Annotated in this window: 20 protein-coding genes; 4 read left to right on the top strand and 16 right to left on the bottom strand. The window is 41.8% G+C overall.

Features of this window, described 5'->3' with window-relative positions:
• The 4 genes from V7R35_RS16625 to V7R35_RS16610 all read left to right on the top strand — a co-directional run.
• The coding region (locus V7R35_RS16625; RefSeq protein ID WP_334015981.1) for a MauE/DoxX family redox-associated membrane protein at nt 1-387 on the top strand (387 nt) is incomplete at its 5' end.
• A 665-nt stretch (nt 388-1052) separates the two neighbouring features.
• The gene (locus tag V7R35_RS16620) at nt 1053-2867 is read left to right on the top strand and encodes a copper resistance system multicopper oxidase (protein WP_196898107.1); all 1815 of its coding nucleotides are present in this window, start codon (nt 1053-1055) and stop codon (nt 2865-2867) included.
• Nucleotides 2868-2876: 9 nt separating this feature from the next.
• Nucleotides 2877-3623, top strand: coding sequence for a copper resistance protein B (locus V7R35_RS16615; RefSeq protein WP_012516916.1), 747 nt, complete (start codon nt 2877-2879; stop codon nt 3621-3623).
• 157 nt (nt 3624-3780) lie between these two features.
• Nucleotides 3781-5106, top strand: a complete 1326-nt coding sequence (locus V7R35_RS16610) for an APC family permease (protein ID WP_334015979.1) — start codon at nt 3781-3783, stop codon at nt 5104-5106.
• A 155-nt stretch (nt 5107-5261) separates the two neighbouring features.
• Here V7R35_RS16610 and V7R35_RS16605 read toward each other — a convergent pair whose 3' ends face one another.
• From V7R35_RS16605 to V7R35_RS17875, 16 genes are all read right to left on the bottom strand, one after another.
• Nucleotides 5262-5417, bottom strand: a complete 156-nt coding sequence (locus tag V7R35_RS16605) for a hypothetical protein (RefSeq protein WP_020745207.1) — start codon at nt 5415-5417, stop codon at nt 5262-5264.
• A gap of 101 nt (nt 5418-5518) precedes the next feature.
• Entirely contained in the window at nt 5519-5764 is a 246-nt protein-coding gene (locus V7R35_RS16600) for a DUF5676 family membrane protein (RefSeq protein WP_012516913.1), read from the bottom strand.
• Nucleotides 5765-5863: 99 nt separating this feature from the next.
• On the bottom strand, nt 5864-6235 hold the full coding sequence (locus tag V7R35_RS16595; protein ID WP_012516912.1) for a hypothetical protein: 372 nt from the start codon (nt 6233-6235) through the stop codon (nt 5864-5866).
• Nucleotides 6236-6252: 17 nt separating this feature from the next.
• On the bottom strand, nt 6253-6663 hold the full coding sequence (locus tag V7R35_RS16590) for a hypothetical protein (RefSeq protein ID WP_012516911.1): 411 nt from the start codon (nt 6661-6663) through the stop codon (nt 6253-6255).
• Entirely contained in the window at nt 6647-7312 is a 666-nt protein-coding gene (locus V7R35_RS16585; RefSeq protein WP_239220317.1) for a methyltransferase family protein, read from the bottom strand. The genes V7R35_RS16590 and V7R35_RS16585 overlap by 17 nt, the downstream gene beginning before the upstream one ends.
• Nucleotides 7305-7643 carry a DUF2933 domain-containing protein gene (locus V7R35_RS16580; protein WP_012516909.1) on the bottom strand — a complete coding sequence of 113 codons (339 nt, stop codon included), beginning with the start codon at nt 7641-7643 and terminating at the stop codon, nt 7305-7307. The genes V7R35_RS16585 and V7R35_RS16580 overlap by 8 nt, the downstream gene beginning before the upstream one ends.
• Before the next feature lie 8 nt (nt 7644-7651).
• Nucleotides 7652-8005, bottom strand: coding sequence for a cupredoxin domain-containing protein (locus tag V7R35_RS16575; RefSeq protein ID WP_012516908.1), 354 nt, complete (start codon nt 8003-8005; stop codon nt 7652-7654).
• An 11-nt stretch (nt 8006-8016) separates the two neighbouring features.
• Nucleotides 8017-10260 carry a heavy metal translocating P-type ATPase gene (locus V7R35_RS16570; protein WP_239220318.1) on the bottom strand — a complete coding sequence of 748 codons (2244 nt, stop codon included), beginning with the start codon at nt 10258-10260 and terminating at the stop codon, nt 8017-8019.
• Between the two features lie 75 nt (nt 10261-10335).
• Nucleotides 10336-10770 (bottom strand): MerR family transcriptional regulator, encoded by a 435-nt coding sequence (locus V7R35_RS16565; RefSeq protein ID WP_012516906.1) that lies wholly within the window; start codon nt 10768-10770, stop codon nt 10336-10338.
• 794 nt (nt 10771-11564) lie between these two features.
• Nucleotides 11565-12401, bottom strand: coding sequence for a formyltransferase family protein (locus V7R35_RS16560; protein WP_015066038.1), 837 nt, complete (start codon nt 12399-12401; stop codon nt 11565-11567).
• Nucleotides 12402-12659: 258 nt separating this feature from the next.
• The gene (locus V7R35_RS16555; protein WP_015066037.1) at nt 12660-13130 is read right to left on the bottom strand and encodes a YybH family protein; all 471 of its coding nucleotides are present in this window, start codon (nt 13128-13130) and stop codon (nt 12660-12662) included.
• Between the two features lie 27 nt (nt 13131-13157).
• Nucleotides 13158-13628, bottom strand: coding sequence for a YybH family protein (locus tag V7R35_RS16550; protein ID WP_012516902.1), 471 nt, complete (start codon nt 13626-13628; stop codon nt 13158-13160).
• A gap of 20 nt (nt 13629-13648) precedes the next feature.
• Entirely contained in the window at nt 13649-14536 is an 888-nt protein-coding gene (locus V7R35_RS16545) for a copper resistance D family protein (protein ID WP_203565510.1), read from the bottom strand.
• A 21-nt stretch (nt 14537-14557) separates the two neighbouring features.
• Nucleotides 14558-14911, bottom strand: a complete 354-nt coding sequence (locus V7R35_RS16540; protein WP_012516900.1) for a copper resistance CopC family protein — start codon at nt 14909-14911, stop codon at nt 14558-14560.
• An 80-nt stretch (nt 14912-14991) separates the two neighbouring features.
• Complete coding sequence (locus V7R35_RS16535; RefSeq protein ID WP_061487085.1) at nt 14992-15483, bottom strand: DUF411 domain-containing protein; 492 nt, start codon at nt 15481-15483, stop codon at nt 14992-14994.
• Nucleotides 15484-15587: 104 nt separating this feature from the next.
• Nucleotides 15588-15971, bottom strand: coding sequence for a CopL family metal-binding regulatory protein (locus V7R35_RS17875; protein WP_139125468.1), 384 nt, complete (start codon nt 15969-15971; stop codon nt 15588-15590).
• Nucleotides 15972-16186 lie beyond the last annotated feature (215 nt).

The raw sequence follows: 16186 nt of genomic DNA, 5'->3' as shown, positions 1-16186 counted from the left end.
TCTATAAGAACACTGGTTCTCTTTATTGCTTTCTCAATGACACTACTTGCAGTTCAAAAATTGAAGGATTTGTATAGTTTTACAAATTCGTTCATAACCTACGATTTGTTGGCAATGAGGTGGCTTCGATATGGTTACATCTACCCATTTCTTGAAGCCTACGCGGGGATAGGAATGGTAGCTCAACTGCCTGCCATAGCTGTTGCGCCATTTTCACTATTTATAGGAACCGTTGGGGCAATTTCTGTCTTTAAAGCAGTATATGTGGATAAACGGGAGCTCAAATGTGCTTGTGTCGGTGGGGACAGTAACGTGCCGTTAGGTTTTGTTTCACTATCAGAAAACATTTTTATGATAGCAGGCGCATTTCTCATGTTATCTTTTTAGTTACAAGAGTTACTTATCGACTAAACTTAATAAAAGTAACTCTATCAGCTTTTAAGATTGAAAAGACTGCTTGTTTAACTACATAGGAAGTTGTTTATCTTAGTTACAAGCAAATGTCATTGATTAAAGTGTCCTTAAGACTTATCTTGTCTAAGGGAATAACGTCGCGTAAAGGTTGAGAGCAAATACAAAGTTATGAGATCTATTATTTTCACACTATGCATTGGATATTTATTGGTACTGTTTACCGTGCCAGTTGATGCGTGTGAAATGAAAATGGATGAACATAGCTCATTAACTAAGGTTTCTCACAAATTCGCAGACGCTCATGAGGAGAAACGTAGCAGTTCACCTAGTTCTAAGCATCAAAGCGCTCACACTGATGGACACCCCTCGCATTCGGGTAAATCAGGTTGCTGCAATGATGGATGTATGTGTATAGCTACCAATTGCTACCACTTTACAAGTCTTTTTTACGTTCCCATTCGTCAATTTGAAACAACGTTTGCTGAGCAGTATGACATTATCGCTCTAGCTGTTCCCTTCAAAATTTTCACTCCACCTTTTCGTCCACCGATAGCCTAAGGCACTGACTTAGTTAGTAATACTTTTTAAATGGATGAACTTCCTTCGTCCAGTTAGTATCAATTCAAAGGCTAAAAACTATGAAAAATTCTATCGACAACGGTCGCAGAAGATTTGTGCTCGGTGCCCTAACCTCGAGCGCTGCGGCTGCGTTAACCAACGTTAGTCCTCTATGGGCAGCACCTGTTGGTCGCCATTTTAAAGATCAAGTTTTGACAGGTGATATTAAAAATCTCAATGTGTCAAAAGCGCAATTGCCAATAGGCTCAAATATGGGCTCACCTATAACGATCAACGGTCAAATGCCGGGCCCGTTGATTAGATTGAAAGAAGGACAGCGAGCGCACCTCAATGTAACTAACCACCTTAACCAAGATACTTCAATACACTGGCACGGGATTATTTTACCACCAGATATGGATGGCGTTCCGGGAGTTTCCTTTGCCGGAATAAAACCTGGCGAAACATTTAAATATGCATTCGATGTCGAGCAAAACGGCACCTACTGGTACCACAGTCATTCAGGCCTCCAAGAACAGTTGGGCCATTTAGGACCTCTTGTGATCGACCCTGCAAATGGAGACATTGGGGCTGATAGGGAACATACAATTATTTTAAGCGATTGGACGTTTTCAGACCCCCATGACGTTATGCGAAAACTGAAGGTAGCGGAAGGTTATTACAATTATCAAAAGCGAACTATTTTCGACACGTTAGAAGACGTAAAGAAAAAAGGGTTTGCCGATACATGGGAAGAGCGTGCTATGTGGGGTGCAATGCGTATGAGCCCTCGCGATATAGCTGACGTTACAGGCAGTACATATACATACTTAATGAATGGCCGGACACCACAAGATAATTGGCAAGCCCTGTTTAAAGTAGGCGAGAAAATCCGGTTGAGGATCATAAATGGTTCTGCGATGACTTATTTCGACTTTCGCATCCCAGGGCTTGAAATGACAGTTGTAGCTGCAGATGGTCAGCCTGTTAAACCAGTAAATGTGGATGAGTTTCGAATTGCAGTAGCGGAAACTTATGACGTAATCGTTCAGCCAAAAGAGCGAAAAGCTTATACCTTTTTTGCGGAAAGTTTTGATAGAAGTGGATATGCGCGTGGCACCCTAACCCCGTCAATTGGCCTTACTGCAGAGGTTCCCCCACAGCGAGTTATCACAGAGCGTGGCATGGCGGCGATGGGGATGGACATGTCTGGTATGAAAGGCATGAATATGGATAAGTCCAAGGTCGACAGCTCGGGCATGGCTGCTCCAAAAGGTGAAATGAAAGGAATGGGGCAGCATAGCGCCCATACAATGCATGGCACCCAAATGGAAGGAGAAATGACCCCCTCCAAAAAGCTCCCAGTAGAAAGCATAGACATTGTCCACAGCGAAGACGGGCACGGCGCTGGTGCAGCGATGATTGCTAAAAATCCAAGCTCTAGGTTGGATGAACCTGGGATCGGTTTGGAAGACAGCCCACATCGTGTCCTTGTTTATACAGATTTAGTCGGTGAAAGTCCTTGGCCTGACGAAAGAGAGCCGGAACGTCAAATTGAGCTTCACTTAACGGGCAATATGGAAAGGTACATGTGGTCGTTCGATGGCAAAAAGTTTAGTGAAGTAGACGGATATGTACGTTTCAATTATGGCGAGAGACTACGTCTGATCTTGGTTAATGACACTATGATGGATCACCCTATTCATTTACATGGTATGTGGATGGAACTTGAAAACGGCCAATATCCAAGACCTCGTAAACACACGATCAGCCTCAAGCCTGGAGAGAAGGTCTCGTTACAAATCAGCGCAGATGCCCCCGGTGAGTGGGCGTTTCATTGTCACCTGCTATACCACATGGAAGCAGGTATGTTTCGTGTTGTACAGGTCGCATAGGAGATTAAAATGAAACAGATATTAATAGCAGGCCTAATAACATTAACTTTGAGCGTTGACAATGCTTTGGCTCAATCAAGAGATGACTGGCCATCTCCTATTCCTAATGAATATTTTGGCCAAGTTCTATTTGACCGGCTTGAATATACTCGCACTGATGAGCAGCAAAATATAGGGGTCTGGGACATGCAAGCGTGGTATGGCGGAGATTACCATCGTCTTGTTTTTAAAAGCGAAGGCGAAAATACACAAAACGATGGAATGCCTACTGATCTGGAACGAGCAGAACTATTGTACGGTTATCTCGTTTCTTCTTTTTGGTCTATACAATTTGGTGTGGGCACAAAGGGAGAGCTGTCATCCGATGCGGATATGGAAAACTATGCGGTGGTCAGTTATCAAGGTCTAGCGCCTTACTGGTTTGAAATGGAAAATTCACTGCGTATTAACGAAGACGGTGACATGCAGTTCATCAATGAAACCGAATATGACTGGCAACTAAGTCAAGTTTCCTATCTGCAACCTCGATTGGAAGTTGTTGCCAACCTCACTGATTCTGAAAAGTATGACCGTCAAAGCGGGCTGAGTAATATTCGTATTGGTTTGCGATATCGGCATGAAATTGTGAGGGAGGTAGCACCTTATGTCGGTGTTTATTACAGCAAAGCTTTGGGAAATACAGCTGATGCATTAAAGGCTGAAGGCAAGTCAACCAGTGAGACTGGTGTAGTGTTAGGTGCAAGGATTTGGTTTTAAACGCCCTACGCTAAAAATGAAATAACTGGTATGCCATTGCCAGTTATTTCTTTCTACACGTCTTCGAATTTGTTTTGTAATGGGCCTGTGTTCTTATATTTGCTGCAGGTTGCTTTTGTTGTTACTCAGGCTCATATGACATAAAGGAGTAACCAATATGAATGATCGCGAGCATTCAGACAGGAAAGATTCGTTAAGCCTCTGGGGCGCGGTATCGATGGGAACTGGTGTAATGATAGGTGCTGGTATATTTGCTTTAACCGGGCAAATAGCGGAGCTGGCAGGCACATGGTTTCCTTTTGCGTTTTTAGTTGCAGCGATAATTGCAGGGTTTAGCTCATACAGTTACGTCAAAATGGCACAGAAATACCCCTCTGCAGGTGGTATCGCCATGTTTCTGAAAAAAGCCTATGGTAGAGGTCTGTTGACCGGTGCCTGTGCATTGCTGATGTTTTTTTCCATGGTTATCAATGAAAGTTTGGTAGCCCGCACTTTTGGCACTTATGTCCTACAATTGTTTGACTCTCAGGGCGCTGAGTGGCTTATACCAGCGCTTGGCGTGAGTCTTCTTATTGTGGCATTCATTGTTAATATTTTGAGTAATCAATTCATACAGACCCTCTCATTTATTATGGCTTTTATCAAAATAGCAGGACTTGCAGTTTTGGCAATTGGTGGGCTGTGGGCAACCGGTTTGTCGTTTGAGAGCGTTTCAGCTCAACCGCAAGATACCAGCGCAACCGGTTTTCTCGGAGCCGTGGCACTTGGTATTTTGGGATACAAAGGATTCACTACAATCACAAACAGCGGAGGCGAGCTCAAACAACCAGAAAAAAATGTAGGAAGGGCCATAGTCATTTCTATATCCATTTGTGTGGTACTTTATGTTTTTGTCGCAGTTGCAGTTGGAGCAAATTTATCAATTGGCGAAATAATACAGGCAAAAGATTATTCGCTTGCTGAAGCATCTCGACCCGCATTCGGCCAGTATGGTGCTTGGTTTACTATAGCTTTCGCGATTATTGCCACGTCTTCCGGTGTCGTTGCCAGCATCTTCGCTGTTTCAAGAATGCTATCGATGCTTACATCAATGCAACTTGTGCCTCACCGTCATTTTTCATTACCGGGAGATATAAGAAGACATTCCTTAATTTATACGTTAGTCATCGCAATATTTCTTACCATATTCTTCGATTTGAGCCGCATAGCCTCCATCGGTGTAGTTTTTTATATCGTAATGGATATCTTCATCCACTGGGGAGTGTTCAAGCATTTACGAGATGATGTGCAAGCTAAAGCTTGGGTACTAGTCAGTGCAATTATTCTCGATATCATTGTTCTTCTATCTTTTATGTGGGTGAAAGCAAAATCAGATATCTTCATTGTTGGGATTTCTGTGGCTGGACTTCTTATCGTATTCGCGGCTGAGAAATGGTTTCTAAAGCTCCATGCGTATGATGATGATGATAAAAATTATAACTGATGCAAATCATTGAAGCTGTTCATGAACTACATCGACGGAGTAAGACAATATTCAGCGTAGGCAGAGTAGCAGCCTAAAAGGTAAGCGCAGTTGTTATGAATAGGAAAGGAATTAACCGGCATTAGCGTGCCGGTTATTTTTACTCGTGGCACACTTTAACCGCTTTTTTGCTGCTTCAGTGTATCCATTATTTCAGCAAACTCCTGTCCTTTTGACTCAGGTGGCTGGCTACAACCCTGCTTCTCTGTATTGGTTTGACTGGGTAGTTGCATGGCTTGCTGTAAGGCTAATTCTGAATTATTGGTTATCATAATATCTCACCGTTAGTTTAAATTTATGTGGCAGTAGATATCAGCAAATATCGTACCTGTGCTAAAAGGACAAATACTGACTATTTATTTAGCCCTCACTACTACAGTTGCCTATTGTAAATACTGGCAATAAGCCAACCCAGTACACCTGCGAACAAAGCCCATAAAGCTCCGCCTATCACTACACCCAATAAAGGCACGTTCCATATCATCCCTTGCCAGTCTGAAAACATTATATTACCAGCCATGGGTGACATCATGTCGGGCATTGTAATAATGAACAAAGAACTAACAACTAACAACACTCTCGAAGCTGAACGATGCGGCGCACGCGAACGCAAATACATTTTCTCGAATTTTCATCTTACGCCTCCTTAAAGCCAGCATCATAATGTAACGACATCGCTCAGCATTGTTGTTGAGTGAGAACGTAGAGCACATTAAGGTTATGTACGCTTCCTGTGAGCGCCCTGCGGCAAGTGGTGGCAACTCCACGGTTTGTGCGTCGCATTGTCTTTTATATTTTGATCTACAAACTGGTAATAACCTTCTTTTGTGTGTGTCCACCAGTCATTGTGAAGATCTGCGCCGTGTTTTCGAATGATCGCTTCAATACCGTCTAAATCGATATGTGTCGCATCATATGCCAGGTGAATAGCCCCTTCTTTGATGTTGTAGCTCACCTCATCAATGCCAAAGAGCTTGTCAATCTCTTCAATTAGGGGCTCGCAATTTGCCTCATAGACATTGCTGAGCCGTAAATTCCGAACGACTAAATTTGCTTCTCTGACACCGACTCTGTGGTCTAAATCACTCATATCTTTCTCCTCGGGTGTTAATTTGAATGTTTCTGAGATTCGGGTGAATGGCTTCCATCCATTTTCGACATCATTACTTCCATCATCTTAAGATGCCTTTCTGCCATATCAACTTGGTTTTGCATGGGTTGCCCTTCCATTTTTTCGTGCATTATATGCATCATTCCCATCATGGATTGCATGTGTTTTTTCATCATTTCACGCTGCTTGCTGGGATTCTTTTCTTCTTTGATAGCGTTAACTTCTTCCTTCATCGACTTTATTTTTGCATTCATCATATGCATATCTTGGCCACGCATAGGCATTCCCGTTTGAATCTCTGGCTTGTCTGAGCCCTTATGCTCATGCTCTTCCATTTGTTGAGCTTGCGATGTTGCAGCCATTACTAATGTGGTTGAAAAAATGATTGATTTAGTGAATTTTTTCATGGTTTTCACCTTTTAATTTAAAGTTGAGGTTTGGGATCCAGCCAGGTGTCGTGTTGATATAGCTCACATACTCATCGCCAAATTCAGCAATAGCCAGAGCTTCTTCACGCTTTGCCAGTTTCACATACACAACAACTAAAACTGGAAACATGACCAGTGTGGGAATGGTCGGCCATTGCAACAAAAAACCGAACATGATCAGTATGAAGGCTAAATATTGAGGGTGGCGACACCGCGCATACCATCCAGTCTTAGCTAAGTGATGGTTCTTCTGAGCGTGGTGCAGCACATTCCATGCTGAGGACAAGATAAAGAATCCTGCAACAATAAATACCATACTGGCGATATGAAATAGGTCCCAGTGGGCGTCGCCTTTAAAACCAAAGAAAGTATGCAACAGATGTCCGTTTTCGTGCGCAAAAAAGTTTACTTCCGGATAGGTTTCAGCAAGCCATCCTGACAAGAAATAAATAGTCAGTGGGAAGCCATACATTTCGGTAAACAGGGCTACAATAAACGCAGAAAATACCCCCAAACTTCGCCAGTCGGTGGAAGATTTTGGCTTTACAAAACTGAATGCAAAAAAGATAAAAATAGCTGAGTTCAGTATCACCATTGACCATAAGCCATAATCATATGTATCATTCATCTTGGTTGTCCTTTTTAAGTGACTCCTTTCGGCCTTCCTCCAACCCCTGAATGTATCCATCACGATAAGCCGCGTTGTTATCACTCAATTCCTGAAAACTTTTCTGCTTATTGTCACTGTCGCGAGAATGTTCGTGGGCGTGTCCGTGTTTACCGTGGCTACTGTGCATGAATATATGCATGAATGGGCACAGCAATAAAATCAAATAGGGAAGAAACTGAAGGACATGATGACCATGTTCGAAAATTAAAAAATAAGTAACGGCAGCGATCATCGCTAATGCTGCCCACCCTGTAGGTGTTGACCAAAATCTGGGGTGACTGTTTTTCATGACTCCTCCTATACCACCGTAAGAACACCGCGATACATCTGCATCTGGCAGTGAAAAGTATGTTCGCCCTGTGGGACGTTTTCGAGGTGAATTGGTGTTACCTCATTAAGCGTTAGCTGCTCACTGATATCTAATGAAGGAATTAGCAGTACTTCGGAACAGGGAGACTCATCTTTGCGCAAAAACTTCAACGTAACAGATTGGTTTGCGTTTACCTGAATAGACGCTGGTGAGTACACGCCATTTTTTACTTCTATGAGTATTTCGTTACTTTCAGTAACTGTCTGATCAGGCTTGTATAACCAAAACCACCAAATAATCAGTGCAATACCCGTAAGTCCTACAATATTAATTATCATCATAAGAAAACTCCTTAGTGGTCCTTTGCCTTGAATAGGCGAAGCCGGTTCGCATTTGATACCACTGTTAACGAAGAAAATGCCATGGCGGCTCCGGCGATAACTGGGCTTAGCAATACTCCGAAAAATGGATAGAGCACGCCCGCCGCAAAAGGTATACCTGCTACGTTGTAGATAAAGGCTCCAAACAAGTTTTGCTTAATGTTGCGCAAGGTGGCTTTACTAACCGCTATAGCATCGGCCAGACCATGCAACGAGCCGCGCATCAGGGTGATATCGGCGCTTTCAATGGCAACGTCCGTTCCTGTACCAATGGCAAAGCCAACATCAGCCAAGGCAAGAGCCGGAGCATCGTTAATTCCATCACCAGTCATACCCACTACTTCTCTCTGCTGCTGTAATTCATGTACTTTGTTGGCCTTATCTTCGGGCAATACTTCAGCAAAAAACTCGCTTATTGCCGCTTTCTTTGCCACTGCAGCAGCAGTTTCTTTGTTGTCCCCCGTTAACATGATGACCCGGATATCATTAGCCTGAAGACGCTTGATGGCAGAAACAGAGTCAGGTTTTATCGGGTCGGCAACCGCTATGATGGCAGCAAGTTGTCCATCTACAGCGAAATACATGGGAGTTTTGGCGTCTTTGGCCAGTGTTTGTGCTTTCTCTGAATAATTACCTATGCCCACCCCTTTTGAAGCCATAAGCTTGCTGTTACCAAACAATAAGGCCTTTCCTTCACAACGGCCTTCAACCCCCATACCGGTAATCGCATTAAACTCTTCGGTTTTCAGCAGCTCAATGCCCTGGTCGTGGGCACTTTCTACTATCGCCATTGCTAATGGGTGCTCTGAACCATTTTCCAGACTAGCTGCCAATTGCAGCACTGTCTTTTCATCACTGAAATTGGCTAAAATTATGTCAGTGACCTTGGGTGTACCTTCCGTAATCGTTCCGGTTTTATCCAGTATCATCACACTGATTTTTGATGCCGTTTGTAGCGCTTCGCCGTTGCGAATTAGCACGCCGGCTTCAGCAGCCTTTCCAACCCCCACCATAACTGACATCGGCGTGGCTAGGCCCAATGCACATGGACAAGCAATGATCAATACAGTGGTGGCCGAAACTATGGCAAATGCCAGTGCGGGCTCAGGCCCAAAGTTCAGCCATGCTAGCGCACTGAGCACAGATATAATCATGACCACAGGAACAAAGTAAGCGGATATCACGTCGGCCAAGCGCCCAATAGGCGGCTTTGAATTTTGTGCGCGTTTAACCATTGCAATGATTTGCGCCAGTGCCGTGTCTTTACCTACTCGAGTTGCTTTAAATAGAAACATTCCTGACTTGTTGAGAGTTCCAGCAACGACTTCATCGTCATGTGATTTTTCAACTGGCATCGGTTCCCCGGTTAGCATGGACTCGTCGATTGACGTATGGCCTTCAACAACCACACCATCAACAGGCACTTTTTCTCCAGGCCTGACTTTGATGACATCGTTAAAAAGCACTTGCTCGATAGCGACCTGGACCTCTTTATTGTCGCGAATAACCGTGGCTGTTTTCGCTTGTAATCCAATTAAACGTTTGATTGCTTCTGAGGTTTTTCCGCGGGCTTTTAGTTCTAAGGCAAGCCCCAGATCAATTAGACCAATGATCATAGCTGTAGCTTCAAAATAAACGTGCCTTGCCATTAACGGCACTGCTTCAGGTACCAACACTACCAACATCGAATAGAACCATGCTGTGCCTGTACCAAGTGCAATGAGTGTATCCATATTGGCAGAATGATTTTTAAAGCTCTTCCACGCACCGATGTAAAAATGCCGGCCGGAAAAGAACATTACACCCAGCGTCAGTAGGCCAACTGCTAGCCACAACAACCTTTCGACATTAGTCTCGACCGTCATTTCGTCGACAACAATGCTATAAGTCATTAGAGGGATACCTAGCGAAAGCGCAATGAAAGTATCTCGCATCAGCTTTTTGTAATAGGTCCTATCCGCTGCTTCTTTTTCATCGACTACATCAGTGTCAGGCTTATCTTCGAAAGGCTTTGCGTTGTAACCAACGGACTCTACTGCTTGAACCAATAATTGAGAATCCGCTGTACCCGTTACAAGTACTGTTCTGTCTGCAAAGTTCATTTCGGCATTCTGCACTCCCGGCGTCTGCTTCAAGGCAGCTTCTATTTTTCCAACGCAACTGGCACATCCGGCGCCTTCTATCACTAATTGTCGCTGTGTTACTTCTGCACTCATAGTGCTCTCCTTTTTTCCTATTTTTAGAAGACTTGTTTTTTGACGGACAACGATTTTTCTGAAGAAACACCTGCATTAAGTTCTGTCATTTATGTTTTCCTCCAGGACGGTGTGTTCAAACTCTTCTATTAAATGACAGACCACGTGTGAGGATGGGGCTTTGTCACCCATTGCTCCCCATTTCCTTACTGCCAGCATCATATTTTGCCTGAGTAACAACATTGCCTTAAATTGTCTTTCTGTTTCTGCTAGCCTTCTTGCAATTAAGGTTCTAACTAGGGGACAAGCGGTCTTTCCATTATCTGCTTCTCTGAGAATTTGCTTGATATCTTCAACTGAAAAACCTAAATGCCTTGCACTTAATATAAACCGCAACCTGGAAGCATCTTTCGTTGAATAGAATTTATAACCATTGTCAGATTTTGCCGGCGTTATTAACTGCAAGCGCGTGTAATAGCGAACAGTATCTGGCGTTGTAGCCAAGGCGCTTGCGATCTCTCTTACTTTCATAGTTGTTCCGATGTCTTTAACCTAAAATTTTACTTATACCTAAAGGCTAAACCTGTGTGTGGGACGCGAGTCAATAGGCATGTAACTCGTGAAACTTTCGGTTCTAAGATGTAATGCGTTTGTAAGTGAGGCGGATAATACTTGCTGTTCGTTTACTGATAGCAAACAGTGTCTTAATGTATATTAATTAAGCAGTTGATCGTCTAAGACATTCTTTGATTGCAATTGATTAGTAAAGAAAACTTAGAGAAAAGCCTCACTGAGTTTATGTGTAGCTCTTAATCGGAGGGTGGAAGGGAGGAGAGTGTATACCAATTAAAGGGGTAATATTTATATCTGAAAATGAGCTTTGCTTAATGTTTTCACTTATCAGAATTTCAATATTTGAAAGTATACAAAATTGGGTTAAAGAAGTTGCACAGTAAGCACCTATACAGCACGCGCATATCGATTGATCATTTCCTTCGCAGTGCTGTACATCCTGGTTCTTTTCTGAATGAAGTGTGTGATTATTTAAAGTAGTATGTTCTACGCTTGATAAGGAATCATTTGAGGACATATGAGATTCTGATGTGTCGTGACCATCACATTTAATTGGGTTCGTCATAGCAAAGCCGTGCTGTGAAAGCAGCGCAGCTATTAGTACTAATTTAAACCACTTATAAATGCCTGACACAATAAACTCCATCAGTGAGTAAGGGAATAGTAGCGGTATTCCGTTATTCTTACTTTGACGTAGATCAACACAACACAAAAAAGTGCTTAGGACCTTTAAACATTAAAGCCGTAATCAACTAGTTTAGTACTCTTGATTCATATAGCCTTAAACTACGCTTAGAAAGTACAACATAGCCATCATTTATAGCAATGCTTTTAATCAGTGCATCCTCAAAGATTATGCTACCGCACGTGAAATCGTGACTGAAAGTTGTGACTTCGACATCATTTGCGATATATAACGCGTTATCTAACGAAATAAGAATCCCAAAGTGCCCATACTGTCGAAGGGCATGACTAAATTGAGCGGTGTTTTGATCCCAATTTACAAACCTTCTTTTTACTGGAGGTAGACTTTGGAATGACGCTAGCTTTTCCAATTGAGGTGTGGCGTTATTATAAAGCTCATTAAAGTTATTAAGTAATTCTTCTAACAGAGTTTCTGCGAGTAACTGAGACTTGACCATCAATGATGAAATCGTTTCATTGTTTTCGACCTCAAATTTCTCTTGGATTAGGATGCTACCTGCATCAAGTTTCTCAGTGAGTTTATGAATGCTAACACCCGCGTTCTCAGGGTTGTCGATAATGTAGGTGAGTGGGGTTGGGCCTCTACTTTTGGGTAGTAAAGATGGGTGGATATTAATCGCATATTTTATTTCGTTTGTGGGTACTTTGTATCCGTAATCGGCTACAACAAAGACTGTCTGTTCGTCATTTAAATATCCTTTAAGAGTCACGATACTTGGTTTTTCAGTGGAATAAACAATATTGTATTTACGACAAATTCGTTTGATGAAGCTCGCATTTTCCTGAACATCGTTTATAAAAACGCGTTCAATGTTCAATCTATTTTTAATTAGAAGTAACAAACAATTCGAGAATAAGTCGTTTCCAAAATAAACGATTTTCATATTTCTCTGCACCTTTTGAGAATAGCGTATGTGGAACAAAATGTAGGTTGGGAGGACAAGTGTTTAAGGATTCGATGTTGATTAAAAATCTGTGCAAAAACGAATAATAAGGGTTCATTGGCTGGCGGGAAGCTTAGTTCGTGCCAATATGAAGTGTAAGGCATTTTGGCAATAGGATAGCCGAGATGGTTCTGATATTGAGCAAACTGGAAAGCTACCGTTGATATTACCAAAGTAGCTTTCAATACATTTATTTCGCTAGTCTTTTGCACGATTTCTACTAGAGGAATGCGTGTGAACTATCAGCCACTCACCGTTAACTTTTTTAAAAAGAAAGGTTTGAAACCCCGTTTTGTTGAAAGTTTCTCCAGACTTCCTAACCTTTCCTTGAACGGTTGTATCAACGAGTGTCCAAGCAAAATCATCTTCTACATGAGTTTGAATGTTAGAAAAATCTAAACTTAAGAAAACTAAGGCATCCTTTTCTGGTTCAACATGATGCTCTATCAAGTCACTTAACCCTACATTCTGTCCGCCAGATTCAAAGTATCTTGCGCCTTTAAAGTCGAAAAAGTGCTTTTTAAAGGGGGCACCGTCTCCATTCTCCCAGCCATATTCAATTTGCTTTATAATGTCTTTTATCTGATCTTTATCAGTTGCATTGTTATCATGAGCGAAAGTGAAAAAAGATAACAAAGACGAAATGATTATGATTAAAAATTTTTTCATACGAGCTCTCTCGGGTAGTTAATCGAATCAATTAGACCAATGAATATGTTTGATTTTCCACTCTCCTTCGGTGTTGATTAAGACAATTGTTTCCATACTTTGGTAGTCTCTCTCTTCCCCCTTAAACATCCCATTGACCAGAAACCGCGATGCGGAGATTGCTGTGTTGCCCAGAACTTTGACTTGATGCTCCAACGCTTTATTTGTCACTGACGATAGATATTCCATATCTGAATTCATATGATGTTGAGCATATTCATCTGCGCTCCTCTCAACTCCGCCTCCTTCATAAATAGTCACATCATCCGCCAGTAGGCTCTTCGCAGTGATTTTGTCTCCCGTATTAAGCGCGTGATGGAATGCAATAACTATTTTAGCTGCAGGCGTATCTAACCCACTAAACATACCTTTCTCATGATGTTCTTTTTCATGGGCACTAGCAGCAAAACTCATGATTACGGGCATGATAAATAGTAAGACTAATAATTTAATTTTCATTTGAATTTCTCTTCTAAGTTTTATCTTTCGGGACCTACAATACTCGTAAGCCCAGAAGTAATGATTAAAATAGCAACTGCTATTGTTAACTCTAATGAAATGGATTTTGAGAGTGCTTCGCTTCCCGAGCCACTTTTAAGTTTTGGGACTAATTTCAGTTTGTGCCGTATAGCAATAGCTAGAATGCTAGTTACAAGGAACATTTTAACAAGAAGAGTTTGCCCATATATGGAGCTAAATAACCCTTCAAAACTACCTACCAATTGAATAGCTAGCCAAATGCCTGCAGATAATAATAAGGTAACCAATACGGCCGCCTGCGTACCAAACCTATCCATTAATTTATAAAGCTTTTCGTAGCTCTGGTAATGGCAGGAGAGCTTTAACGGAATCAATGCACCAAACCACCAAGCCATAACAAATACGTGAACCATAAGTAGTATTCGAGCAATACTTCCTAATTCAGAAACGTGGCCGGTTAAAGTAAATGTGTACGAGAGAGTGAATAGACACAGCACAAGTAAGCAAGACTTTAACCTTAGGAAAGGTTTAAGAGGTTTAAATTTCAATAAGTAGATAGTTATTAAAGCTACGGCTAACCCCCCCGCACGATACAAGGTGACTTCACCGATAGGAGAACTCAACATTATCTTAAGCATAAAGGGGTCAAGTGCGCCTTGAATTCCCTCTTCTACCATCGCTCCAGTGTTCGCGATAAACCACACTGCATTAGAAATAAACGCAACAAAGACACAAACCTTTACCCATACAGCGCTATAAGATGGCGTTGTATAACTTGTCCTACTGTCGTTAATATCTCGCCAGAAAAATGTATATCCAGCTGTGGCCGCGAAACCTAAATAAAACATTAGCTTTGTCACTACAATTACAGTGTTCCAGATATACATTTCCACAGCTGAATCCCCTTTTTAGTGCACCATAAATCCAAAACTATCTTTCATCTTGTGCCCATCGGAGCCAAGCATGATGAACTCAACATTGTATGAACCTGGACGTAATTTAGGTAAGGTCCAAGAATAATCCGTTGCAACCTCTTTCGGAGGTTCAAAGCCAAAATCAACTTTTGCACCTTCACTATCTTTTAAAACTACTTTTATTAATCTAACTCCCTTGGTAAAGCTGACTGATAGTTCCATTGGGGCCTCCATCAGCATTGCATTTTTGCTTGGTGTGCTAGATTTAATTTCTATAGCCTCATGTGCTAATGCCACGCTGCTTAGCAGTACACTAAATATTGCAAATGATTTAACAAGTGCTTTCATGATTACCTCTATCTTTGGTTTTTAAAAATTAAAATTGCTTTGATTGTCAAAAGTGCGCATTTATTTGTTTAACTTTGACTTCAATCGAATTGACTTTCGTAGCTTTCTACTTTCGCGTAAGGTTCGTAGCTCCCATCTTGATATATAATGAAAACGGTATAAGGCATAAACTGCTCTGCTACTTCCATTCCGGGTGAACCTACTGGCATAGCTGGAACAGATAACCCGATAGCCTTTGGATGTTCTTCTAACAAGAATCGTTTTATAAACTTAGAAGGGACATGGCCTTCAAATACAAAGCCACTTTCTGTAACAGCGGTATGGCAAGAGCGAAGATTTGGCGAAATTCCGTATTCGTTCTTGATGTCGCTCAAGTTATGAAAGTCCTTTGTACGTAGTTGAAACCCTTGGCTTTCTAGATGAGTTATCCACTTTTTACAGCATCCACACGATGGTGATTTATAGACCAATAATTCAAAGGCGTCGTTTGCGCCATGGTGGATATTTGCCATGGCAACGCTAGGTAGAATTAGCAGTAATACCGCAGCTTGATAGGTGATTTTTTTTAACATTTTTGCCTCCAGACAAAGCTGGCACATATAGGTACGCTAGCACCTAGATAATAAACAGGAACTAAAACAAATTGTGCGTGAAATTTGGACGCACTGACCCTGTGTTAGGCAAATATCGGTGGGCGAAAAAGTGAGGAAGTTACTGAAACTGGCTGTTGGAAGAACAAGCCAAATGAAGCGTCCGGCACCACTGGGTGTTGAACAATCATCATGGAAGCTATAAGGACGGGAGCATGAGTACAACCACCTGGTGGGCATGTGCATTCCGAAGTGTTGCAACAATCTTTAATACTAGCGTTTTCGGAACTTATAGAATCTACTCTCATACCATGGCTCATGTTCGTAGAGCAATTCGATTCAGAATTACTATTGTAATGTTTGTTATCAATATCCATTTCAAAACTCATAGTATCTACAGCCATCGCTTGCCCGACGAGGGCAGATAGCACTGTAAACACTAATATTAGTTTTGATATGAATTTAAACATTTCTTAAGCATTAAACATAACCAATATGGAGAATAATGGATTTTCGCGAATTGGTAAACAGTTGAGGCTGATTTGTAATTAGAATAGCCCGTTCATCGGCAGAATTTAGGAAATAGTCATGATGAGGGAGATTGCCTACAACCATGCAAATTTTTGGGCGCGTCTCTAACTCTATAATTCAGATACTGCGGTAGAACTTGAACGCTTTAAGTAGC

The sequence above is a fragment of the Alteromonas sp. S167 genome (assembly GCF_036864375.1).
Classification (GTDB): Bacteria; Pseudomonadota; Gammaproteobacteria; order Enterobacterales; family Alteromonadaceae; genus Alteromonas.
This window is presented reverse-complemented; position numbering and strand designations above follow the sequence as displayed.

What these genes read in the sequence shown, in the direction of transcription:
- V7R35_RS16620 (WP_196898107.1), top strand. Translation starts at nt 1,053, where the DNA reads ATGAAAAATTCTATCGACAACGGTCGCAGAAGATTTGTGCTCGGTGCC.
- V7R35_RS16615 (WP_012516916.1), top strand. Translation starts at nt 2,877, where the DNA reads ATGAAACAGATATTAATAGCAGGCCTAATAACATTAACTTTGAGCGTT.
- V7R35_RS16610 (WP_334015979.1), top strand. Translation starts at nt 3,781, where the DNA reads ATGAATGATCGCGAGCATTCAGACAGGAAAGATTCGTTAAGCCTCTGG.
- V7R35_RS16605 (WP_020745207.1), bottom strand. Translation starts at nt 5,417, where the DNA reads ATGATAACCAATAATTCAGAATTAGCCTTACAGCAAGCCATGCAACTA.
- V7R35_RS16600 (WP_012516913.1), bottom strand. Translation starts at nt 5,764, where the DNA reads ATGTATTTGCGTTCGCGTGCGCCGCATCGTTCAGCTTCGAGAGTGTTG.
- V7R35_RS16595 (WP_012516912.1), bottom strand. Translation starts at nt 6,235, where the DNA reads ATGAGTGATTTAGACCACAGAGTCGGTGTCAGAGAAGCAAATTTAGTC.
- V7R35_RS16590 (WP_012516911.1), bottom strand. Translation starts at nt 6,663, where the DNA reads ATGAAAAAATTCACTAAATCAATCATTTTTTCAACCACATTAGTAATG.
- V7R35_RS16585 (WP_239220317.1), bottom strand. Translation starts at nt 7,312, where the DNA reads ATGAATGATACATATGATTATGGCTTATGGTCAATGGTGATACTGAAC.
- V7R35_RS16580 (WP_012516909.1), bottom strand. Translation starts at nt 7,643, where the DNA reads ATGAAAAACAGTCACCCCAGATTTTGGTCAACACCTACAGGGTGGGCA.
- V7R35_RS16575 (WP_012516908.1), bottom strand. Translation starts at nt 8,005, where the DNA reads ATGATGATAATTAATATTGTAGGACTTACGGGTATTGCACTGATTATT.
- V7R35_RS16570 (WP_239220318.1), bottom strand. Translation starts at nt 10,260, where the DNA reads ATGAGTGCAGAAGTAACACAGCGACAATTAGTGATAGAAGGCGCCGGA.
- V7R35_RS16565 (WP_012516906.1), bottom strand. Translation starts at nt 10,770, where the DNA reads ATGAAAGTAAGAGAGATCGCAAGCGCCTTGGCTACAACGCCAGATACT.
- V7R35_RS16560 (WP_015066038.1), bottom strand. Translation starts at nt 12,401, where the DNA reads ATGAAAATCGTTTATTTTGGAAACGACTTATTCTCGAATTGTTTGTTA.
- V7R35_RS16555 (WP_015066037.1), bottom strand. Translation starts at nt 13,130, where the DNA reads ATGAAAAAATTTTTAATCATAATCATTTCGTCTTTGTTATCTTTTTTC.
- V7R35_RS16550 (WP_012516902.1), bottom strand. Translation starts at nt 13,628, where the DNA reads ATGAAAATTAAATTATTAGTCTTACTATTTATCATGCCCGTAATCATG.
- V7R35_RS16545 (WP_203565510.1), bottom strand. Translation starts at nt 14,536, where the DNA reads ATGTATATCTGGAACACTGTAATTGTAGTGACAAAGCTAATGTTTTAT.
- V7R35_RS16540 (WP_012516900.1), bottom strand. Translation starts at nt 14,911, where the DNA reads ATGAAAGCACTTGTTAAATCATTTGCAATATTTAGTGTACTGCTAAGC.
- V7R35_RS16535 (WP_061487085.1), bottom strand. Translation starts at nt 15,483, where the DNA reads ATGTTAAAAAAAATCACCTATCAAGCTGCGGTATTACTGCTAATTCTA.
- V7R35_RS17875 (WP_139125468.1), bottom strand. Translation starts at nt 15,971, where the DNA reads ATGTTTAAATTCATATCAAAACTAATATTAGTGTTTACAGTGCTATCT.